Here is a 21,992-nt window from a genome sequence, read left to right as displayed (position 1 = left end):
TTTAGTCCAGTCCCAGCAAGTTCAAGAGCTCAAGGGGATTTTTAATTGCGGCGTCTGGATTCCAGGCATCCGTGCTTTCCACGCCTCCCAGATAGCCATAGTCTGCTGCAACCCCACGCATACCTGCGGCCCGGGCGGCTTGCATGTCGCGCTCATCATCACCCACGTAGATGGCCTGCTCTGGCGCAACACCCAATCGCTCGCAGGCATGCAGCAGTGGTGCGGGGTGCGGCTTGGCATGTGCCGTGGTGTCACCACAGACCAAGGCACCGGCACGCGCCAGCGTGGCCTGCTGCAGCGCAATGGGATGGGTAAAGCGCTCGGACTTGTTGGTCACAATCCCCCAGCATATGCCTTGCTGCTCCAGTTGCTGCACCAGCTGCGGAACGCCGGCGAACAGCACGGAGTGCTGCATCAACACCGCTTCATAGGCCTGGAAAAAGGCTTCGCGATGCGCATCAAAATCTGCCGCATCAGGCTGCAGACCCAGGGCGATGCGCAACATGCCGCGCGCACCCGTTCCCACATAGGGGCGGTAGGCAGACAGCGGCAAATCTTCCAAGCCAGCACTGCGGCGCAGCACATTGGCTGCGGCCCCCAGATCGGGTGCGCTGTCCAGCAAGGTGCCATCCAGATCAAACAACACGGCGCGCACGCCACTCCATGCGGCCGGCATCAGCGCAGGGGCCGGCGCGTGGCCAGCAGGTAATTCACACTGGTGTCGCTGCTGAGCCAATAGCGTCCACTCAATGGGTTGTGCTGCATTCCCTTGGCAGAGTCCACCACCAGGCCCGCATCGATGGCATGTTGCGCCAGCTCGCTGGGGCGGATGAATTTATCGAATTCATGCGTGCCCTGCGGCAGCATCTTCAGCAGATATTCGGCCGCCACAATGGCCAGGGCATAGGCCTTGGGATTGCGGTTGATGGTGGAGAAAAACACCCAGCCGCCTGGCTTGACCAATTGCGCACAGGCGCGCACCACCGAGCCCGGATCGGGCACATGCTCCAGCATTTCCATGCAGGTCACCACATCAAAGCCTGCGGGCTTTTCTTCGGCCAGCGCCTCCACCGCCACTTCGCGGTATTGGATATTCGGCGTGGAGGCCTCCAGCGCGTGCAGCTGGGCTACGCGCAGCGATTTGGTGGCCAGGTCGATACCCAACACTTCCGCGCCCTTGCGCGCCATGGAGTCAGCCAAGATACCGCCACCACATCCCACATCCAGTACCTGCTTGCCTTGCAGCGGCGCCAGGCCATCAATCCACCCCAGTCGCAGGGGGTTGATCTGGTGCAAGGGTTTGAACTCGCTTTCCAGGTCCCACCAGTGATGGGCCAGACTGGAAAACTTCTCCAGCTCGGCTGGATCCACATTGGTATTTTGGTTCATGGGCACCGATTGTCCCCCATCTATACAGGCTTCCGCCGAAATAAAAAAAGCCCCGTTACCGGGGCTTTTTTACAGGGTAATCAAGTGATTACTGAGCGCGAGTGCCCACCACTTCGATTTCCACGCGACGGTTCTTTGCGCGACCGTCCTTGGTCTTGTTGTCGGCCACAGGCTGCTTCTTGCCCTTGCCTTCGGTGTAGACGCGGTCCTTAGCGATGCCCTTGGACACCAGGTAAGCCTTCACGGCTTCAGCGCGGCGCACGGACAGCTTTTGGTTGTAAGCATCAGAGCCAACGGAGTCGGTGTGCCCCACAGCGATCACAACTTCCAGGTTGATGTCCTTGACCTTGGAGGCCACATCGTCCAGCTTGGCCTTGCCTTCGGGCTTCAGAACAGCCTTGTCGAAGTCAAAGAAGGCGTCGGCGGCGAAAGTCACCTTCGAAGCCACGGCGGGAGCGGGAGCAACGCCAGGGGCAGTAGCTGCAGGAGCAGCGGTAGCTGCTGCGGGAGCAGCGGCTTGCAGGGCGCCGTCGCAGCCAGCGGCTGCAGTAGCAGGCGTCCAGGTGGAATCGCGCCAGCACAGTTCGTTCGTGCCGTTCTTCCACACTTGTTCGCCAGTGCCGTTCTGCCAGTTTTCGATGACGTTGCCACCGTTAGCTGCCTTGACTTGTGCACCAGCTGCGGTTGCCAGGGCTGCGGTTGCGAACAGCATCGCTACTTTGTTCAGTTTCTTCATGGTTCTCCTCTTGGGGATTGAGCCGTGGCTTAACCACGGAATTGAGGACGTCATTAGTGACCATCACCAAGAACGCTGGCTTTAATTGTGCCATACGTAACAGATCAAAAGCCAAGGCCCTTGAATCGCAACCGTAGGACAAAAGCCTAATACCCGGCATATGTTGCCTGGCAGCAACAGCCCATTCCTTCTAGAATGACCGGTCTTCGCCGTCACCGCCCAAGTACATGACCCAGTTTGCAAAAGAAACACTTCCCATCAGCCTCGAAGAGGAAATGCGCCGCAGCTATCTCGACTACGCCATGAGCGTGATCGTAGGCCGGGCCCTCCCCGATGCACGCGATGGCCTGAAGCCCGTGCACAGGCGTGTGCTCTACGCGATGCATGAACTCAACAACGATTGGAACCGACCTTACAAAAAGTCGGCCCGTATTGTGGGTGACGTCATCGGTAAATACCACCCGCACGGTGACAGTGCCGTCTACGACACCATCGTGCGCATGGCCCAGGATTTCTCGCTGCGCCACATGCTGGTGGACGGCCAGGGCAACTTCGGTTCGGTCGACGGCGACAGCGCCGCGGCCATGCGTTACACCGAAATCCGCCTGTCCAAGATTGCCCATGAAATGCTGGGCGACATCGACAAGGAAACCGTCGACTTCGGCCCTAACTATGACGGCAGCGAAAGCGAGCCGCTGACCCTGCCCGCGCGCCTGCCCAATCTGCTGGTCAACGGCTCAGCCGGTATTGCCGTGGGCATGGCCACCAATATTCCGCCACACAACCTCAACGAGGTGGTGGACGCCTGCCTGCACCTGCTGCGCAACCCCGAGGCCAGCGTGGAAGATCTGATGGAGATCATCCCCGCGCCCGACTTCCCCACTGCCGGCATCATCTACGGCATCAATGGCGTCAAGGAAGCCTTCCGCACCGGCCGTGGCCGTGTGGTGATGCGCGCCAAGGTGCACTTCGAGGACATCGACCGTGGCCAGCGCCAGTCCATCATCGTGGACGAGCTGCCCTACCAGGTGAACAAGAAGACCCTGCAAGAGCGCATGGCCGAGCTGGTGCATGAGAAGAAGATCGAAGGCATCAGCCATATCCAGGACGAGTCGGACAAGTCCGGCATGCGCCTGGTGATCGAGCTCAAGCGCGGCGAAGTGCCCGAAGTGGTGCTGAACAATCTGTACAAGCAGACCCAGCTGCAAGACACCTTCGGCGTGAACATGGTCGCCCTGGTGGACGGCCAGCCCAAGCTGTGTAACCTCAAGGACCTGGTCAAGGTCTTTCTGCAGCACCGCCGCGAAGTGGTCACGCGCCGCACCGTGTTCGAGCTGCGCAAGGCCCGCGACCGCGGCCATGTGCTGGAAGGCCTGGCCGTGGCCCTGGCCAATATCGATGACTTCATCGCCATCATCCGCAACGCCCCCACCCCCCCAGTGGCCAAGGCTGCGCTGATGGAAAAGTCCTGGGACAGCAAGCTGGTGCGCGAAATGCTCACCCGCACCCGCGCCGATGGCGGCGTGGTGAATGCCGACGACTACCGCCCCGAAGGGCTGGAGCAGGAGTTCGGCATGCAGGGCAGCGGTCTGTACCGCCTCTCGGAAACCCAGGCCCAGGAAATCCTGCAAATGCGCCTGCAGCGCCTGACCGGCCTGGAGCAGGACAAGATTGTTGCCGAGTACAAGGACATCATGGCCGTGATCGAGGACTTGCTCGACATCCTGGCCAAACCCGAGCGCGTCTCCGTCATCATTGGCGACGAGCTGACCGCCATCAAGGCCGAGTTCGGCCAGACCAAGAAGGGCCTGCGCCGCTCCACCATCGAGTACAGCGCGCAAGACCTGTCCACCGAAGACCTGATCACGCCCACCGACATGGTGGTCACGCTCAGCCACACCGGCTACATCAAGAGCCAGCCTCTGTCCGAATACCGCTCGCAAAAGCGCGGCGGGCGCGGCAAGCAGGCCACGGCCACCAAGGAAGACGACTGGATCGACCAGCTCTTCATCGCCAACACGCACGACTATCTGCTGTGCTTCTCCAACCGTGGCCGCCTGTACTGGCTCAAGGTCTGGGAAGTGCCTGCCGGCTCACGCGGCTCGCGCGGCCGCCCCATCGTCAACATGTTCCCGCTGCAAGAGGGCGAGAAGATCAACGTGGTGCTGCCGCTCACCGGCGACAACCGCAGCTTCCCCGAGGACCACTTCGTCTTCATGGCCACCAGCATGGGCACCGTGAAGAAGACGCCGCTGACCGAGTTCAGCAACCCGCGCAAGGCCGGCATCATCGCCGTGGGACTGGATGAAGGCGATGTGCTGATTGGCGCAGCGCTGACCGACAGCCAGCATGACGTGATGCTGTTCAGCGACGGCGGCAAGGCCGTGCGCTTCGATGAAAACGATGTGCGCCCCATGGGCCGCACCGCACGCGGCGTGCGTGGCATGAACATCGACGACACGCAGAACGTGATTGCCATGCTGGTCGCCGACCAGCACCCCGCCGAAGTCGAGGCCCGCAAAGCCAAGGACGCACTGGACGCGCTGCAGACCCAGCACAAGGAAGCCCAGGACGCCAGCGCCCCCGCCGCCGAGCTCGATGCTCTGCAGCAGCAGATGGACGCTGCCCGCGCCGCGCTGGAGCTGGCCGAAAAAGCCGCCGAAGCCGCGCTGGCCGAGCAACCACGCGAGACCCTGCACAGCGTGCTGACCGCCACCGAAAACGGCTACGGCAAGCGCACCTCCATCGTGGAATACACCCGCCATGGCCGTGGCACCAAGGGCATGATTGCCATCCAGCAATCCGAGCGCAACGGCAAGGTGGTGGCTGCCACCCTGGTGGCGCCGGAAGATGAAATCATGCTCATCACCGACACTGGTGTGCTGGTGCGCACCCGGGTGGGCGAGATCCGCGAAATGGGCCGCGCCACCCAGGGCGTGACCTTGATCGCACTGGATTCAGGCGCCAAGCTCAGCGGCCTGCAACGGATTGCCGAAAACGACGCCAACGGCGATGCCGAAGCCGAGGCTGCAGAGGGTGATACCGAAGCCGCCGCCGACGACGGCAGCACGCCGCCAACGCCAGCCGCGGAATAAGCACTCTCCACACCCCACCGCGCAAGCCGTGGGGTGTTTTTCCGCCTAAGATTGCATTTTTGATAGCTGACAGCGCTGACCCCTGCTGCGCCACAGCCCTATTTGGTAGCTTTCCATGAACCGCCCCTACAACTTTTCCGCCGGCCCCGCCGCCATCCCTGAAGAAGTCTTGCAGCAAGCCGCCTCCGAGATGCTGGACTGGCATGGCTGCGGCATGGGCGTGATGGAGATGAGCCACCGTGGCAAGGAGTTCATCAGCATCTACCAAACGGCCGAGGTCGATCTGCGCGAGCTGCTGGCCGTGCCGGCCAACTTCAAGATCCTGTTCATGCAAGGCGGCGGCCTGGCCGAGAACGCCATCGTCCCGCTGAACCTGTCCAAGGGCGGCACGGTGGACTTTGTGGTCACCGGCAGCTGGAGCAAAAAGTCTTTCCAGGAAGCCGGTAAATACGCCAGCAGCCACCTGGCCGCCAGCGGCGAGGCCAGCGGCTTCACCAGCGTGCCCGACGCTGCCAGCTGGAAGCTCTCCAGCAACGCGGCCTATGTGCACTTGTGCAGCAATGAGACCATCCACGGCGTGGAATTCCAGCAGCTGCCCGACCTGAAAGCCCTGGGCTGCGACGCGCCCCTGGTGATTGACTTTTCCTCGCATGTGGCCTCGCGCCCCGTGGATTGGAGCCGCGTGGGCCTGGCCTTTGGTGGCGCGCAGAAAAACATCGGCCCGGCCGGCCTGACCATGGTCATCGTCCGCGAAGACTTGCTGGGCCACGCCCTGTCCATCTGCCCCACCGCCTTTGATTACAAGGTCGTGGCCGAGAACGAGTCCATGTTCAACACTCCACCCACCTGGGGCATTTACATGGCCGGCCTCACCTTCCAATGGCTCAAGCGCCAGACCGAGGGCGGCCTCACCGGCATCGCCGCCATGCAGGCGCGCAACATGGCCAAGGCCGAGCTGCTGTATGGCTATATCGACAACTCGCAGCTCTACGTCAACCAGGTGGACAAGGCCTATCGTTCGCGCATGAACGTGCCTTTTTTGCTGCGCGACGAGAGCCGCAACGATGCCTTTTTGGCCGGTGCCAAGGCACGCGGCCTGCTGCAACTCAAGGGCCACAAGTCCGTGGGCGGTATGCGTGCCAGCATCTACAACGCCGTGCCGCTGGTGGGCGTGCAGGCGTTGGTCGACTACATGCGTGATTTCGAAAAGACCGCATAAACACCCCTGAGCGGCTTTGCCGCGCCCCCTCTCTCACTGCGTGGGAGGGGGACGACAGCCTCGCTGCGGGGCGGCGCGGCCGGTATAGGCCCTTGCTCGCTGTCCCTGACCCGGGCAAGCGCCAGTTGCATAGACTCTGGGCATCAATCGCAGCACCTTTCCTCCACTGAACAAACAGGAGCATTCACCGCAGACACATCAAGCGTTTCAAAGACAAAACATATCGAAACCCTGATGTGACGCGCTATAGATGCTCCGATTTTTACTAGCACCATGAGCACAGAACCCCAAGCCACCCCGGAACTGGCCAGCCTGCGTGTGCAGATCGACAACCTCGACCAGCAGTTGCTGACCCTGCTGAACCAGCGCGCCCTGGTGGCCGAGCGTGTGGGCGAGGTCAAAAAGCACGAGGGCTCGGCCTTCTTCCGCCCCGACCGCGTGGCCCAGGTGATCGAGAAGATCAAGGGCGCCAACCCCGGCCCGCTCAAGGGCCAGCATGTGGCCGCCATCTGGCGCGAAATCATGTCCGCCTGCCTGGCACTGGAATCGCCCCAGCGCGTGGCCGTGCTGGGCCCGGCCGGCACCTTCTGCGAAGAGGCCGCCATCCAGTACTTTGGCGGTGCGGCCAATCTGCTGTACTGCGGCAGCTTTGAAGAAGTCTTTCACGCCACGGCCGCCGGCAGCGCCCAATACGGCGTGGTGGGCATTGAGAATTCCACCGAAGGCGTGGTCACCCGCTCGCTGGACATGCTGCTGCACACGCCCTGCCAGGTGGTGGGCGAGGTCAGCCTGCTGATCCGCCACAACCTGCTGCGCACCAGCAATTCGGCCGAGGGCATTGAAGTGGTGGCAGCCCACCCCCAGGCCCTGGCCCAATGCCAGAGCTGGTTGTCCAAGCACCTGCCGCATGCCGAGCGCCGCCCGGTGGAAAGCAATGCCGAGGGCGCGCGCCTGGCCGCGCTCAACCCCACTTGGGCCGGCATTGCCGGCGAGCGTGCGGCCCAGCAGTTCGGCCTGCATGTGGTGGCCCATGCCATCCAGGACGAGGCCTATAACCGCACCCGTTTTGCCGTCATCTGCCTGCCCGGCACCCTGCCCACGCCGGCGCCCAGCGGCCATGACTGCACCAGCATCATCATCTCCGTGCCCAACCGCCCCGGCGCCGTGCACGATCTGCTGGTGCCGCTCAAGCAGCATGGCGTGTCCATGACCCGCTTCGAGTCGCGCCCGGCGCGCACCGGCAAATGGGAGTACTACTTCTACGTGGACATCGAAGGCCACCCGGACCAGCCCCATGTGGCCCAGGCCCTGGCCGAGCTGCAAGGCCTCAGCGCCTTCTACAAGGTGCTGGGCACCTACCCCGTGGCTGCGGGTTGAGGACGGGCTGCGATGTTTGACCAACTGGGATTGCTGGGCTGCGGCCTGATGGGCGGATCGTTTGCGCTGGCGCTGAAAAAAGCCGGCCTGGTGCGCCGCGTGGTGGGCTACAGCAAATCACCGTCCACCACCGCACGCGCGCTGCAGCTGGGCGTGATCGATGCCGCCGTCACCGACGCTGCCCAGGCCGCCGCCGGCTCCGACCTGGTGCTGCTGGCCGTGCCCGTGGCCGCCACCGAAGCCACGCTGCGCAGCATTCGCCCCCACATCACCGCCCAGATGCTGGTCATGGACGTGGGCTCCACCAAGGTGGATGTGGCCCAAGCTGCCGCACAGGCCCTGGGCGAGCAACTGGCCAGCTTTGTGCCCGCACACCCCATCACCGGCAAGGAAGTGGCCGGCGTGGAGCATGCCGACGCCCAGCTCTACCAGGGCGCCCAGGTGGTATTGACGCCTACGGCGCACACCCACAGCGTCCAGCTGCAACGCGCCCAGGCGCTGTGGCAGGCCCTGGGCTGCCGCGTCAGCGTCATGGCGCCCGAGCTACACGACAACGCCCTGGCCGCCGTCAGCCACCTTCCCCATTTGCTGGCCTTTGCCATGATGCGCAGCATGCTGCGCCAGGCCGATGGCGACACCTATCTGTCGCTGGCCGGCCCGGGCTTTCGCGACTTCACCCGCATTGGCGCGGGCGACCCGCAGATCTGGCGTGATATTTTGCTGGCCAACAAAAAAGAAGTGCTGGCCCAGGCGCGCCAGTTCCAGCTGGCGCTGCAGGAGCTGGAGCAGGCCATGGAGGCCGACGACGCCACAGCCCTGCAAACCTTGCTGACCAGTGCCAGCCAAAGCCGGCTGCAATGGACCATAGGCCAGGCCATGGCCAGCGCCCACAAAGACTGAGCTGCAGCGCATTTCGCTTGCAGACAGGCACGCGCTGCACCAAGGCCTGCCTCCACAATCTCGTACCGCTTTTTTGACCTTTTTGAAGGAACCCGCATGTTCCGCACCGCGTTTCTCGACCTTCCTCCGCTGGCCACGGCCGGCGGCACGGTCCACCTGCCCGGCTCCAAAAGCATTTCCAACCGCGTGCTGCTGCTGGCCGCCCTCAGCCAGGGCACGACCACCATCCACGATCTGCTGGATTCGGACGACACCCGCGTCATGCTGGCCGGCCTGCAGCAGTTGGGCTGCCGTATTCAGCCCGCTGCCGTGACCCCGGGCCAGCCGATTGCAGTCACCGGCATTGGCGGCCAATTGCCTGCGGGCACAGCCGCCACACTGTTCCTGGGCAATGCCGGCACCGCCATGCGCCCGCTGACTGCGGCCCTGGCCGTGCTGGGTGGCAACTTTGAGATGACGGGCGTGCCCCGCATGCACGAGCGCCCCATTGGCGACCTGGTGGATGCCTTGCGCCAACTCGGCTGCAGCATTGACTATCTGGGCAACCCAGGCTTTCCGCCGCTCCAGATTGGTCAGCCCGATTTCAGCCAGCTGAGCACGCAAGCCATTCCGGTGCGCGGCGATGTCTCCAGCCAGTTTCTGACCGCGCTGCTGATGGCCCTGCCCCTGCTGGCAACGGACCGCGACATCACCATCGAGGTGGTGGGCGAGCTGATCTCCAAGCCCTATATCCACATCACGCTTGCGCTGCTGGCCCGCTTTGGCATTGCGGTGAAAAACGAAGACTGGCAACGCTTTGTGATTCCGGCCGGCAGCCGCTACCAGTCGCCCGGCGATATTCATGTCGAAGCCGACGCCTCGTCTGCTAGCTACTTCATAGCGCTTGGTGCCATTGCGGCCAACACTGCAGGCCACAACGGCGTCAAGATTTTGGGAGTGGGCCAGGACTCCATCCAGGGCGATATTCGCTTTGTCGAGGCCACCCGCTCCATGGGCGCCCAGGTGGACAGCGGCCCGAACTGGCTGCAGGTTTCGCGTGGGGCCTGGCCGCTCAAGGCCATAGACCTGGACTGCAACCACATCCCCGATGCAGCCATGACACTGGCCGTCATGGCGCTCTATGCCGAGGGCACGACCCGCCTGACCAACATCGCCAGTTGGCGCGTCAAGGAGACCGATCGCATTGCTGCCATGGCCACCGAGCTGCGCAAGCTGGGCGCCACGGTGGAGGAAGGCGCGGATTACATCTGCATCACGCCGCCAGCCGCCGCAGCTGCATGGAAAGCCGGCAGCATCCACACCTACGACGACCACCGCGTGGCCATGTGCTTCTCGCTGGCCGCCTTCAACCCGGCCGGCCTGCCGGTGCGCATCGAAGACCCGCAGTGCGTGGCCAAGACCTTCCCTGATTACTTCGAGGCCTTGTTCTCGGTCTGCGACACGGCCAACGCACGCATTCCCGTGATCTGCATTGACGGCACCTCGGGCTCGGGCAAGGGCACGATCGCGGCGCAAGTGGCCGAGGCCCTGGGCTACCACCTGCTGGACTCGGGCGCGCTCTACCGCATCACCGGCCTGGTGGCCACGCGCGCCGGCCTAGCGCTGGAAGCCGCCAATGCCGAGCGCATTGCCACGCTGATGGCCGAACAGCGTCTGGAATTCACCGCCGACCAGCGCGTGCTGGTCAATGGCGAAGATGTGTCCCTGGCCATTCGCAGCGAAACGGCCGGCATGCATGCCTCCCAGGTTTCGGCCTTCCCCGCTGTGCGCGCCGCGCTGGTGGACATGCAGCACGCCTTCCGCGCCCTGCCCGGCCTGGTGGCCGATGGGCGCGACATGGGCACGGAGATCTTCCCCGACGCCCCGCTCAAGGTCTACCTCACGGCCAGCGTGCAATGCCGCGCCGAGCGTAGGTATAAGCAATTGATTTCCAAGGGCCTTTCTGCTAACATGGATGCGCTTTTTGCTGACTTGGAGGCGAGAGACGCACGCGATACACAACGCGCTGCGGCGCCGCTTAAACCTGCAGAAGACGCTATGCGCCTAGACAATTCCTGCGGCACGATCGATGAGGCCGTGCAGCAGGTGTTGAACTGGTGGGCACAGCGCCAGCCTTTTGCGCAAGGTGCAACAACACCAGGCGCAAGCCAATAGGCACAGGGCTGAACCAGTCCCCAAAAAGCACAGGTCCGCACGCCACATCCGCGCTTTTCACGCGCACTGGCGCTGCGGTTTGCAACCTAGAACCCCGTGGGTGCGAGCCCACAACCCTCCGTGTGCAGCCTTAAAAACGTCGGCAATGGTGCCGACGGAAACCTGCATCCGGTCAAGGAACTACATGTCTGAATCTTTTGCCGCCCTTTTTGAAGAGTCGTTGACACGCACCGAAATGCGTCCTGGCGAAGTCATTACCGCTGAAGTCGTGCGCGTTGAGCACAACTTCGTGGTGGTGAACGCTGGCTTGAAGTCGGAAGCCTATGTGCCAATCGACGAATTCAAGAACGACCAGGGCGAAATCGAAGTCCAAGTGGGTGACTTCGTGTCCGTGGCCATCGGCTCCATCGAAAACGGCTACGGCGACACCATCCTGTCGCGCGACACCGCCAAGCGTCTGGCTTCCTGGCTGGCCCTGGAAAAGGCGCTGGAATCCGGCGAATTCGTGACCGGCACCACCTCCGGCAAGGTCAAGGGCGGCCTGACCGTTCTGGTCAACGGCATCCGCGCTTTCCTGCCCGGTTCGCTGATCGACACCCGTCCTATCAAGGACCTGACCCCCTACGAAAACAAGACCCTGGAATTCAAGGTCATCAAGCTGGATCGCAAGCGCAACAACGTGGTGCTGTCGCGCCGCGCTGTGGTCGAAGCCTCCATGGGCGAAGAGCGCGCCAAGCTGATGGAAACCCTGAAGGAAGGCGCCATTGTTCAAGGCGTGGTCAAGAACATCACCGAATACGGTGCGTTCGTGGACCTGGGCGGTATCGACGGCCTGCTGCACATCACCGACATGGCATGGCGCCGTGTGCGTCACCCCTCCGAAGTGGTGACCGCTGGCCAAGAAATCACTGCCAAGATCCTGAAGTTCGACACCGAAAAGAACCGCGTGTCCCTGGGTCTGAAGCAAATGGGTGATGACCCCTGGATGGGCGTTTCGCGCCGCTATCCTTCGGCTACCCGTCTGTTCGGCAAGGTCACCAACATCGCCGACTACGGCGCATTCGTGGAACTGGAACCCGGCATCGAAGGCCTGGTGCACGTCTCCGAAATGGACTGGACCAACAAGAACGTTGCTCCTTCCAAGCTGGTGGCTCTGGGCGACGAAGTCGAAGTCATGGTGCTGGAGATCGACGAAGACAAGCGTCGCATCTCGCTGGGCATGAAGCAATGCAAGGCCAATCCTTGGCAAGAATTTGCGCAAAACACCAAGCGCGGCGACCGCGTGAAGGGCCCCATCAAGTCCATCACCGACTTCGGCGTGTTCGTGGGCCTGGCTGCCGGTATCGACGGCCTGGTGCACCTGTCCGACCTGTCCTGGAACGAAACCGGCGAAGCCGCTGTTCGTAACTACAAGAAGGGCCAAGAAGTCGAAGCCATCGTGCTGGCCGTGGACGTGGAGCGCGAGCGCATCTCCCTGGGCATCAAGCAACTGGACGGCGACCCCTTCACCACCTTCGTGACCGTGAACGACAAGGGCTCCCTGGTGACCGGCAAGGTCAAGACTGTGGACGCCAAGGGCGCTGAAATCGACCTGGGCGAAGACATCGTGGGCTACCTGCGCGCTTCCGAAATCTCGCAAGACCGCGTGGAAGATGCTCGCTCCGTCCTGAAGGAAGGCGAAGAAGTCTCCGTCGTGGTGGTGAACGTGGATCGCAAGAGCCGCAACATCCAGCTGTCCATCAAGGCCAAGGACCAGGCTGACCAACAAGAAGCCATGGCTTCCCTGTCGGCTCAGTCCTCCAAGGAAAACGCCGGCACCACCAGCCTGGGTGCTCTGCTGCGCGCCAAGCTGGACGCCGACAAGTAATCCCCTGGCGTTAGCCCTGCGCTAACCCGGAGGACTCCATCGCAGCGGGCGCTTTCACGGCGCCCGCTGTGCTTTTACCCTTTGCAAGCTTCTAGTTTGTGCGATGACCCGATCTGACCTCGTCGAGGAATTGGCCGCCCGCTTCGATCAGCTGACCCAGCGCGATGCCGAACTGGCCGTGAAAACCATTCTGGATGCAGCCGGCGATGCCCTGGTGCGTGGCCAACGCATTGAAATCCGCGGTTTCGGCAGCTTTTCCGTCACCCGCCGCCCTCCCCGCCTCGGCCGCAATCCCCGCAGCGGTGAAGCCGTGCAGATTCCCGCCAAGCGCGTCCCCCACTTCAAACCAGGCAAGGCCTTGCGCGAAGACGTAGACCGCGACACGGCCGCGCAGCTCTGCGCCGCCCCCAAGGCTGCCGAGCCCACCACGGCCTGAGCCCACCGCCCGCATTGCGCCAGCCCACCGGATGTTGGCCCTAGAATTGGCCTGATACTTCAAGGGCGCACATGAAATACCTGCTGTGGCTGCTCAAGGCAGCCATTTTTTTCACCCTCTTCGCCTTCGCACTGAACAACCAGCAAGAAGTCAGCGTGCACTTCTTCTTCGGCACCAGGTGGCAGGCACCATTGGTGCTGGTGGTGCTGACGGCCTTTGCACTGGGCCTGGTGGCCGGGGTGCTGGGCATGGTGCCGCGCTGGTGGAAGCACCGCAAAGCCGCAGCACAGCGACAGATGCAAGACCAACAGGCCGCCAGCACGGCGCCTGAAAGCGCAGCGCCCGCCACCTCTTCCGACACCATCACTTCGAGCATCCATGGAATTTGATCTCAGCTGGCTCTTGCTGGGCCTGCCGCTGGCTTTCATCTTGGGCTGGCTGGCTTCGCGCCTGGACCTGCGCCAGATCCGCGCCGAAAACCGCCAGGCCCCCAAGGCCTATTTCAAGGGCCTGAACTTTTTGCTCAACGAGCAGCAGGACAAGGCCATCGATGCCTTTATCGAGGCCGTGCAAAACGACCCCGACACCACGGAGCTGCATTTCGCTCTGGGCAATCTGTTTCGCCGCCGTGGTGAATACAACCGTGCCGTGCGCGTGCATGAGCACCTGCTCTCGCGTGCCGATCTCAGCCCCAGTGACCGCGAGCGTGCCCAGCATGGCATTGCCCAGGACTTTCTGAAAGCCGGCCTGCTGGACCGCGCCGAAGAGGCTTTGCGCCGCCTGGAGGCCACCCCGTACGAAACCGAGTCGAGGCTGGCGCTGCTGGCTATCTACGAACGCTCGCGCGACTGGCCCCAGGCCGCCGACATTGCCCGGCGCATGCAGGCTGCAGGCCAGGGCGACTTCAGCGCCCGCCTGGCCCACTATCTGTGCGAGCAGGCCGCCGAAAACGCCTCCAACGCCCAGCTGGAAGCCGCGCTGGATCTGCTGCACGAGGCCGTAGCCACCGCACCCCAGTCCATACGCCCACGCATTGCACTGGCCCAGATCCTGTTCCGCCTGGACCGCGCCGAAGACGCCTACCAGACCCTGTTGCACCTGGCGGCCGAAACGCCTCAGGGCCTGCCCCTGGCCGCCCCACTGCTGCTGGAGGTGGCAGCCGCCAGCCAGCACCAGGAAGACACCGTGGCCTTGCTGCGCCAGCATTACCAGCAGACCCCATCGCTGGACCTGCTGGACGCGCTGGTGACCCTGGGTGCCAAGCCCGCAGCCGCCGCAGAAGACGGCAACATCCCGGACGAGCGCAGCTGGTATGTGCAGCACCTCACACGCGAGCCTTCGCTGGTGGCCGCCACCAAATGGCTGGCAGGTGAAAAGCTGAGCCAGGAGCAATACCACCCTGCGGTGCAAAAAGCCCTGGACCATGCCAGCAAACCCTTGCTGCGCTACCGCTGCGCGGCCTGCGGCTTCGAGGCCCGCACCCATTTCTGGCACTGCCCCGGCTGCCAAAGCTGGGACAGCTACCCGGCACGTCGGGTGGAAGAGCTGTAAGAACGTATTCACGATCTAAGAACAGCCAATGCATACAGGGCCTGCGTAAAAGAGGTTTTTACCTCTCCATCACGCAGAGCCCACAGCATCTGCCCCGCAGCATAAGGCCGTCACCGCCAACAAAAAAGGCCCACTTTCGTGGGCCTTTTTGACAAGCGCTGTGCTTGATTTTGGTGGTTGCGAGGGCTGGATTTGAACCAACGACCTTTGGGTTATGAGCCCAACGAGCTACCAGACTGCTCCACCTCGCGATATATCGTGTCGGTGCAGAAGCATTTTTTGCAAACCACTGCTGCACCGACCAATCGAATATTACCACAAGCCATACCCAAAAATCTTTTTATTCCAAAGAAACATAAAGAAAACACCTGGGCAGGCGCATGCCACTCTCGCTACCGCAGCGGTGCGTGGCTCTTACAAATCCACCACGCCCAGGGCGGCGAGCTGTGCTGCCAGCACATTGCGGCGGCGGACGGCCTTGGCCGCAGTCTCACTGGCCACCTGGATGGCACGTGGGCCTTTGGCGGCCAGCGCCCGCACCAGCGCGGTCTTCTTGGCCGCATCGGCCGCGGCCTTGTGGTAGCTGGCACGCAGTGCCGCATGTTCCTGTTTTTGGGGTGCGTTCACGCATTGCTCCTCGTCAATAAGACTCCTATTGTCGGGCCCCTTGCTCATCGCAGCGCCATATTGTTGAGCTTGTCCAGCCGCTGAGGCCAGCCACCCTCCTGCGCAGACTGCAGAAGAATGCGCGTCCAGGCCATCCAGGCATCCCATTGCACGCGCTTGTCCCAGGCATTGCCCCAGGCGCTGAAGCATTGCAGTGCGCTTTCGGCCGCCAGGGCCGCGTCCTGCGCACGGCCAGCGGACAAATAGAGCTGGGCCAGCACCATTTGCGGCTCGCCCACCCAGGGGTTGAGGCGCACGGCCTGTTCCAGCGTGGCCGTGGCCACGTCCAGGTCCACCAGCGGCATGTCCTGCTGGATGACCGCCCAGTACAGCGCCGTGGCTGCGGCCTCGTCGCTGGCGGCCAGCGGCTGGCTGCAGTGGGCAAACACCGGCGGCAGCGGCAGCTGGCTTTTCAGCGCCGGATGCTGCAGCGCATGGCCCAAGGCGCTGATCTGGCTGAGCATGCGGCTGCTGGGCCGCATGGGCCCGGGCCATAGCGATGCCGCCCAGTGCACGCCTTGCGGGCGGCTGGCGTCCACGGCCGGGAAACGCGAGTAAATGTCTTCCTGCCAGCTGAACCACTGCTCGATGCTGTCGGCCATGCTGACGATGGCAAAAGCTGCCACCTCGTAGGCCGTCAGCGTGATGGTCTGGCGCGGCTCGGGGCCGTTTTTCTCCAGCGTCAGGCTGCCATCGGCCGCCAGCTCGCCTGCCAGCAGCTTTTGCACAAACTGGGTGCGGCTCATGGTGCAAAACAGGTAGACCAGATGCTCCGCCCCCTCGCCTGCCAGCGCTTGCAGATTGCCTCGCTCGCTGCTGGCGTCGAACTTCACCAGATCGACAAAAGCATTGCCGTAGACGCTGTGCAGCAGGCCCAGCAGGCGGATGTCCTTGGGCTGCTTCCACAGCGCCAGCGAACGCGCCACGCCCACCAGGTGGTGGCGAAAGGTGCCGGCCTTGTGCCAGTCCTGGCCCACGCCCCGGGCCAGAACCACGGGCAGCAGGGGTGCGAGTTCGGCATCGCGGGCCAGCCACTCTTCATCCAGCAAAGCCTGTGCACGGACAAACAGGCCGACATCCAGGCGGTGCAGCACAGGGCTCAGAACATGGTTGGCAGACTGCTTCATTCCAAAACCTCCATGGGGTCGGCCACGCGCGCCGTGTACTGGGCCACCCAGCCGGCGGTGTCGCTAAACAAGCGCAACGCCTTGATGCGGCGCGCGCTGGTGAGCGTGAAGCGATGCTCCGCACCCGCGGGCACGCGCAGATAGTCGCCCGGGCCTACGCGCATGCTGTGCTCGCGCCCCTCTGCGTCGAAAAATCCAAACAGCCCTGCTCCGTCCACGATGTAGCGCACCTCGTCGTCGGCATGGGTGTGGGGCAGGTCAAAACGCGCCAGCGCTTCATCCAGACCGGGCGTGTCCGGGTGCAGCACCACCAGGTCCATGCTGTGGTAGCCATGGGCCAGGCAGACATCGACCAGCTCGGCGCCCAGTGCCTGGACCACCGTGGCCTTGTCGCCTTCGCTCAGGGCAGGCTGGGCCAGCAAGGCGGCCAGGCCGGGCTCGGGCCGCAACGGCCGCTGCTGCCAGTCCACGCCCAGGGCGGTGACGGAGGCCCGCAGTGTGCGCTCTGGCATTGAATCGTCGGTAGATGCAGATGGGGTGGGCATAGCGTGCTCTCGTTTTCGTTTTTCCAGACCCTGTGGGCAGCAGGGTGTCTGCATTGCCGCAGCATACGCTGGCGCGCAGGGCGGGGTCACTGGGCAGTTACCAGGCCGTGGTGTAGGCACCCTTGAAGGTTTTGTCCACAAAGGCCTTGACCTGGGGCGACTGGTAGGCCTTTACAAAGGTCTGCAGGTTCTTGTCCTGTTCGTGGCCGGCGCGGGTCACGATCAGCACCGTCACATAGGGCGTGCTCACGTCCTCCAGCGCCAGCGAATCGCCCTGGGGCTTGAGGCCGGCAGCCACGGCATAGCTGCTGTTGACGGCGGCAGCGTCCAGATCGTCCAGCGAGCGGGCCAGTTGGGCCGCTTCCAGCTCGATGAATTTGAGCTTTTGGGGATTGGCTGTGATGTCCAGCACCGAGGCCCGCGCGCCCACATTGGACTTGAGCGTGATCAGCCCCTGCTTGGCCAACACCAGCAAGGCGCGCGAGCCATTGCTGGGGTCATTGGGAATGCCGACGCGGGCACCGTTCTGGAGCTCCTTGAGGTCTTTGACCTTTTTGGAATACACGCCCATTTGCTGGTTCACGGCCTTGGCCACGGGCACCAGCCGGTAGCCCCGGTCCTTGTTTTGTGCATCCAGAAACGGCTGGTGCTGGTAGATATTGGCGTCGATGTCCCCTGCCGCCAGCGCGGCGTTGGACTGGATGAAGTCGCCAAACTCCACCAGCTTGACCTGCAGGCCCTGCTGGGCCGCGACCTGCTTGGCCACTTCGGCAATCTGGGCGTGGGGGCCGGCGGTCACGCCTACGGTGACTTGCAGCGCCGGGCTGGACTGCACCTGGGCCCACAGGCCCGTGGGCAACAAGGCAGCGGCTGCCAAGGCCTGCAGGGCAAAACGTTTGCGCAATGCCAATGCGGTGTGCTTCATGAGGGAGTCCTTTCAAGGACGGCAAAGGTAGCCCAGATACACCTCCGTGGAAACCCTGCATAAGCTCATGCACCTGGCGAAAATCGACATGCCAGCCTTCGCCATCCGTCACACCACGCCCGCGCAGGCCCGAGTGCCGCAGCGATGCCGTGCCGCTCCGCATAAACCCGCAGAATTCTGAAATGCACTAAGCGGCAATTAGAAATTCTCGCGAGACGAATCCGCATCCTCGCGCCATGCTGCAAGCACATGACCACCACATCTGCCCGGTCCTGTACAGCCTTCCAACCTCTGGAACATCTTCGGCTCTCGCTCTGACTAGGAGTTATTCCATGCAGCTCTTCCTGGACAACGTTCTCATCCTCGGCGCCGGCAAAATCGGCTCCACCATCGCCGACATGCTGGCCGAATTGCACGGCGTGTCCGTCACCCTGGCTGACTTGCAGCCCGCCCCCGCCCAGCACGATGACGCCCTGGTGCACTACCTGCAGCTCGATGTGCAGGACGACGCCGCACTGGCGACGGTGCTGCAGCAGCATGCCCTGGTCATCAATGCCCTGCCTTTTTTCTGCGCCCAGCGCGTGGCTACCGCCGCCGCCCAATATGGCGTGCACTACTTTGACCTGACGGAAGACGTGGCCGCCACGCGCACCGTGCAGGCCCTGGCCCCACAGGCCCGCTCGGTGCTGATGCCGCAATGCGGTCTGGCGCCCGGCGTGATCGGCATGCTGGGCGGGCATCTGGCCACCCAGTTTGACGAGCTCTATGACCTGCAGCTGCGCGTGGGTGCGCTGACCCGCCATGCCAGCAATGCGCTGCGCTACCACTTCACCTGGAGCATTGACGGCGTCATCAACGAGTACTGCAACCCCTGTGATGCCGTGGTCAACGGCCAAGCTGCCGCTGTGCAACCGCTGGAGGGCATGGAAACCTTCAGCCTGGACGGCGAGCTGTTCGAGGCCTTCAACACCTCCGGTGGCCTGGGCACGCTGTGCGACACCCTGGCCGGCCGCGTGCGCAATCTGAATTACAAGACCATGCGCCACCCTGGCCACCGCGACGCCATGCATTTGCTGCTGCACGGCCTGCGCCTGATTGAGCGGCGCGATCTGCTGCGCCAGGTGCTGGAAGGCGCCGTGCCCCACAGCCGGGACGACATGGTGGTGATGGCCGCCATGGCCACTGGCATACGCGCCGGCAAGCAGGAGCAACTCACACGCAGCGCCCGCATCTATGGCGCCCCGCTGCGCGGCAAGCAACGCACCGCCATCGAACTGACCACGGCCGCCGGCGTGCTGGGCGCAGTGGAGCTGTTTGCCAGCGGCCAGCTGCCGCAGCGCGGCTTTGTGCGGCAAGAACAATGCCCATTGCCCGCCCTGCTGGCCACCCGTGTGGGCCACTACTTTGCGGGGCTGCAAGACCCCGCACCGGGTGCCGATGCGGGCGATGCAGATACGGGCCTGCTCCAGCCGCACGGCGGCGAGGCAGCAACCACTGCTGCAGCTGCACGCCCTCTGCGCCATTGAACACGGGGCAGCCGCTGGCTGCTCCGCGTTTTCCCAGCGCCGTGTCTTGCACGCTGTCGCCCACAATCCAGGCCATGTTGGCCACCGCGCTGGGCCACATGTCCCGCCCCATCCACTACGGAATTTTCCATGACTGCATCGCCACGCAATGACTTCTCCGCCGTGCTCGCTCGCTGCGGCATCACCCTTGCAGACCACCAGGGCAGCGACATCACCGTGCGCTCGCCCATTGACGGGGCCGAACTGGCCCAACTGGCGGCCCTGCCCGTGGCTGCCATGCCGACCGTGATTGAGCGCGCCGGCGCCGCCTTCAAGGCTTGGCGCCAGGTACCAGCCCCCGCACGCGGCGAGCTGGTACGCCTGTGGGGCGAAGAACTGCGCCTGGCCAAGAACGACATAGGCCATGTGGTGTCGGTGGAAGTGGGCAAGATCACCGAGGAGGGCCGTGGCGAGGTGCAGGAGGCCGTGGACATCTGCGAATTCGCCCTGGGTCTGTCGCGCCAGCTGCATGGCAAGACCATCGTCTCCGAGCGCCCCGGCCACCGCATCATGGAGCAATACCACCCACTGGGCCCGGTGGCCGTGATCACGGCCTTCAACTTCCCCAGCGCGGTGTTCGCCTGGAATGCAGCCCTGGCCTTGGTCTGTGGCGATCCGGTGATCTTCAAACCTTCGGAAAAAGCACCGCTGTCGGGCCTGGCCACCTTCAAGGCCCTGGAGCGCGCCATCGCCAAATTTGGCAACCGTGCACCCGACGGATTGGCGCAGATCGTGCTCGGCCACAGCGATGTGGCCGAGGTGTTGGTGGACAGCCCGCAGATCGCACTGGTCTCGGCCACAGGCTCCTCGCGCATGGGCCGTGCCGTGGGCCCCAAGGTGGCGGCGCGCTTTGGCAAGCGCATTCTGGAGCTGGGCGGCAACAACGCCATGCTGGTCACCCCCGCAGCCGATCTGGACATGGCCGTGCGTGCCATCGTCTTCAGCGCCGTGGGCACGGCCGGCCAGCGCTGCACCTCGCTGCGCCGGCTGATCGTGCACCGTGACATCAAGGCCGCGCTGCTGGACAAGCTGCTCAGGGTCTATGCCAACCTGCGCATCGGTCATCCGCTGCAAGGCAGTCTGGTGGGCCCGCTGATCGACCAGGCGGCTTTCGATGCCATGCAGCAGTCTCTTGCCCAGGCCCAGCAGCAAGGCGGCCAGTTGCTGGCTGGCGGCCAGCGCGTGCTGGCCGAGCAGTACCCGCAAGGCTTTTACGTGGCACCCGCCATCATCGACATGCCGGCGCAAACCACTGTGGTGCAGCACGAAACTTTCGCCCCCCTGCTCTATGTGCTGACCTATGACGATCTGGAGCAGGCCATCGCTTTGAACAACGATGTGCCCCAGGGCCTGTCGTCCTGCATCTTCTCCAACGACCTGCGCGAAGTGGAAGCCTTCTTGAGCGCAGCCGGTTCGGACTGCGGCATGGCCAATGTCAACATCGGCCCCAGTGGTGCGGAAATCGGCGGTGCCTTTGGCGGTGAGAAGGAAACCGGTGGCGACCGCGAAAGCGGCTCGGACGCCTGGAAGCAGTACATGCGCCGCAGCACCAACACCATCAACTACTCACGCGAGCTGCCACTGGCCCAGGGCATCCAGTTCGAGTGACAGCGCGCTAGCCTGGCGTTGGCCAGGCTCAAGCCCCCGGCCAGTAATGGCTGTCCGGCAAGGGCCGGGCCCCAAAAATGGCCTGGCCCACGCGCACCACGGTGGCGCCTTCTTCGATGGCGATTTCAAAATCGCCCGACATGCCCATGGACAGCTGCTGCAGCGATATGCCTGCAGGGGCGCTCTGCTGTAGCCGGTCTCGCAGCTGGCGCAGCCGCACAAAGCACTGGCGCACGCGCACGACATCGCTGGAGAACAGCGCCAGCGTCATCAGCCCGCGCACACGCAGGGCCGACATGGCGGGCAAGGCCTGCAAGAAAGCTTCCACCTCTTCGGGGGCCAGGCCGTATTTGCTGGCCTCACCCGAGGTGTTGACCTGGACAAACACATCCAGCGAGCGCCCTTCGGCCTGCAGGCGCCGGTCCAGGGCCTCGGCCAGGCGCAGACTGTCCAGCGCCTGGAATTCGCTGGCAAAACGCGCCACCAGCTTGGCCTTGTTGGTCTGCAAATGGCCGATCACCGACCAGCGCAGATCCACCAGATCCTGCATGGCCTCCCACTTGCTCCAGGCCTCCTGCACCTTGTTCTCGCCCAGCATCTGACAGCCCGCAGCATGGGCCAGACGCAGGCTGGACTCGGGCTTGGTCTTGCTCACGGGCAACAAGCGCACGCTGGCCGCATCGCGCCCGGCACGCTGGCAGGCTGCCGCAATACGGGCCTGCACCGCCGCCAGGTTGTGTTGAAAGTCCGACACCGTCACAGCCTGGGGATACAGGCCATGCTGGTCATGGCGGGTGGTAGTGCCAGGGTTGAAGTGGGATGGCTGCATGGA

The 21,992-nt window shown here is 63.7% G+C and carries 19 protein-coding genes and 1 tRNA gene; 11 read left to right on the top strand and 9 right to left on the bottom strand.

Going from position 1 to position 21,992, the window contains the following annotated elements:
- Window position 1: 1 nt before the first annotated feature.
- From ACA027_RS09885 to ompA, 3 genes are all read right to left on the bottom strand, one after another.
- Entirely contained in the window at window positions 2–676 is a 675-nt protein-coding gene (locus tag ACA027_RS09885) for an HAD family hydrolase (RefSeq protein ID WP_370682203.1), read from the bottom strand.
- A complete protein-coding gene (gene ubiG, locus ACA027_RS09880; protein ID WP_370682202.1) occupies window positions 676–1,389 on the bottom strand; it encodes a bifunctional 2-polyprenyl-6-hydroxyphenol methylase/3-demethylubiquinol 3-O-methyltransferase UbiG in 714 nt (237 codons plus the stop codon). The genes ACA027_RS09885 and ubiG overlap by 1 nt, the downstream gene beginning before the upstream one ends.
- An 88-nt stretch (window positions 1,390–1,477) precedes the next feature.
- Window positions 1,478–2,125, bottom strand: coding sequence for an outer membrane protein OmpA (ompA, locus tag ACA027_RS09875; protein WP_370682201.1), 648 nt, complete (start codon window positions 2,123–2,125; stop codon window positions 1,478–1,480).
- Window positions 2,126–2,352: 227 nt separating this feature from the next.
- Between ompA and gyrA the strand changes: the two genes are divergently transcribed.
- The 9 genes from gyrA (at window position 2,353) to lapB (ending at window position 14,724) form a co-directional block, all read left to right on the top strand.
- Window positions 2,353–5,220, top strand: coding sequence for a DNA gyrase subunit A (gene gyrA / locus ACA027_RS09870; RefSeq protein ID WP_370682200.1), 2,868 nt, complete (start codon window positions 2,353–2,355; stop codon window positions 5,218–5,220).
- 115 nt (window positions 5,221–5,335) lie between these two features.
- The gene (serC, locus tag ACA027_RS09865; protein WP_370682199.1) at window positions 5,336–6,439 is read left to right on the top strand and encodes a 3-phosphoserine/phosphohydroxythreonine transaminase; all 1,104 of its coding nucleotides are present in this window, start codon (window positions 5,336–5,338) and stop codon (window positions 6,437–6,439) included.
- Between the two features lie 273 nt (window positions 6,440–6,712).
- The gene (gene pheA, locus ACA027_RS09860) at window positions 6,713–7,816 is read left to right on the top strand and encodes a prephenate dehydratase (RefSeq protein ID WP_370682198.1); all 1,104 of its coding nucleotides are present in this window, start codon (window positions 6,713–6,715) and stop codon (window positions 7,814–7,816) included.
- 12 nt (window positions 7,817–7,828) lie between these two features.
- Entirely contained in the window at window positions 7,829–8,716 is an 888-nt protein-coding gene (locus ACA027_RS09855; RefSeq protein WP_370682197.1) for a prephenate dehydrogenase, read from the top strand.
- Between the two features lie 96 nt (window positions 8,717–8,812).
- Window positions 8,813–10,870, top strand: a complete 2,058-nt coding sequence (locus ACA027_RS09850) for a bifunctional 3-phosphoshikimate 1-carboxyvinyltransferase/cytidylate kinase (RefSeq protein ID WP_370682196.1) — start codon at window positions 8,813–8,815, stop codon at window positions 10,868–10,870.
- A 184-nt stretch (window positions 10,871–11,054) separates the two neighbouring features.
- Window positions 11,055–12,737, top strand: a complete 1,683-nt coding sequence (gene rpsA, locus ACA027_RS09845) for a 30S ribosomal protein S1 (RefSeq protein WP_370682195.1) — start codon at window positions 11,055–11,057, stop codon at window positions 12,735–12,737.
- A 103-nt stretch (window positions 12,738–12,840) separates the two neighbouring features.
- Window positions 12,841–13,173, top strand: a complete 333-nt coding sequence (locus tag ACA027_RS09840) for an integration host factor subunit beta (protein ID WP_370682194.1) — start codon at window positions 12,841–12,843, stop codon at window positions 13,171–13,173.
- Between the two features lie 71 nt (window positions 13,174–13,244).
- On the top strand, window positions 13,245–13,562 hold the full coding sequence (locus ACA027_RS09835) for a lipopolysaccharide assembly LapA domain-containing protein (protein ID WP_370682193.1): 318 nt from the start codon (window positions 13,245–13,247) through the stop codon (window positions 13,560–13,562).
- Window positions 13,552–14,724, top strand: coding sequence for a lipopolysaccharide assembly protein LapB (lapB, locus tag ACA027_RS09830; RefSeq protein WP_370682192.1), 1,173 nt, complete (start codon window positions 13,552–13,554; stop codon window positions 14,722–14,724). The genes ACA027_RS09835 and lapB overlap by 11 nt, the downstream gene beginning before the upstream one ends.
- A 174-nt stretch (window positions 14,725–14,898) precedes the next feature.
- Here lapB and ACA027_RS09825 read toward each other — a convergent pair.
- The 5 genes from ACA027_RS09825 to ACA027_RS09805 all read right to left on the bottom strand — a co-directional run bounded on the left by ACA027_RS09825 (window position 14,899) and on the right by ACA027_RS09805 (window position 17,987).
- Window positions 14,899–14,975: transfer RNA gene (locus tag ACA027_RS09825), tRNA-Met, on the bottom strand.
- Between the two features lie 163 nt (window positions 14,976–15,138).
- Window positions 15,139–15,351 (bottom strand): hypothetical protein, encoded by a 213-nt coding sequence (locus ACA027_RS09820; RefSeq protein ID WP_370682191.1) that lies wholly within the window; start codon window positions 15,349–15,351, stop codon window positions 15,139–15,141.
- 44 nt (window positions 15,352–15,395) lie between these two features.
- Window positions 15,396–16,517, bottom strand: a complete 1,122-nt coding sequence (locus ACA027_RS09815) for a DUF6817 domain-containing protein (RefSeq protein ID WP_370682190.1) — start codon at window positions 16,515–16,517, stop codon at window positions 15,396–15,398.
- Complete coding sequence (locus ACA027_RS09810) at window positions 16,514–17,029, bottom strand: cupin domain-containing protein (protein WP_370682554.1); 516 nt, start codon at window positions 17,027–17,029, stop codon at window positions 16,514–16,516. Before ACA027_RS09810 ends, ACA027_RS09815 begins: the two co-directional genes overlap by 4 nt.
- 130 nt (window positions 17,030–17,159) lie before the next feature.
- Window positions 17,160–17,987 carry a MetQ/NlpA family ABC transporter substrate-binding protein gene (locus ACA027_RS09805; protein WP_370682189.1) on the bottom strand — a complete coding sequence of 276 codons (828 nt, stop codon included), beginning with the start codon at window positions 17,985–17,987 and terminating at the stop codon, window positions 17,160–17,162.
- A gap of 332 nt (window positions 17,988–18,319) precedes the next feature.
- Here ACA027_RS09805 and ACA027_RS09800 point away from each other — a divergent pair, with 332 nt between their 5' ends.
- Window positions 18,320–19,513, top strand: coding sequence for a saccharopine dehydrogenase family protein (locus tag ACA027_RS09800; protein WP_370682188.1), 1,194 nt, complete (start codon window positions 18,320–18,322; stop codon window positions 19,511–19,513).
- Window positions 19,514–19,642: 129 nt separating this feature from the next.
- A complete protein-coding gene (locus ACA027_RS09795) occupies window positions 19,643–21,160 on the top strand; it encodes an aldehyde dehydrogenase family protein (RefSeq protein WP_370682187.1) in 1,518 nt (505 codons plus the stop codon).
- A 28-nt stretch (window positions 21,161–21,188) separates the two neighbouring features.
- Here the strand turns inward: ACA027_RS09795 and ACA027_RS09790 are convergent, their stop codons facing one another.
- The gene (locus tag ACA027_RS09790; protein WP_370682186.1) at window positions 21,189–21,989 is read right to left on the bottom strand and encodes a YggS family pyridoxal phosphate-dependent enzyme; all 801 of its coding nucleotides are present in this window, start codon (window positions 21,987–21,989) and stop codon (window positions 21,189–21,191) included.
- Window positions 21,990–21,992: the final 3 nt, after the last annotated feature.

Source organism: Comamonas sp. GB3 AK4-5 (genome assembly GCF_041320665.1).
Lineage (GTDB): Bacteria > Pseudomonadota > Gammaproteobacteria > Burkholderiales > Burkholderiaceae_C > Comamonas.
This window is presented reverse-complemented; position numbering and strand designations above follow the sequence as displayed.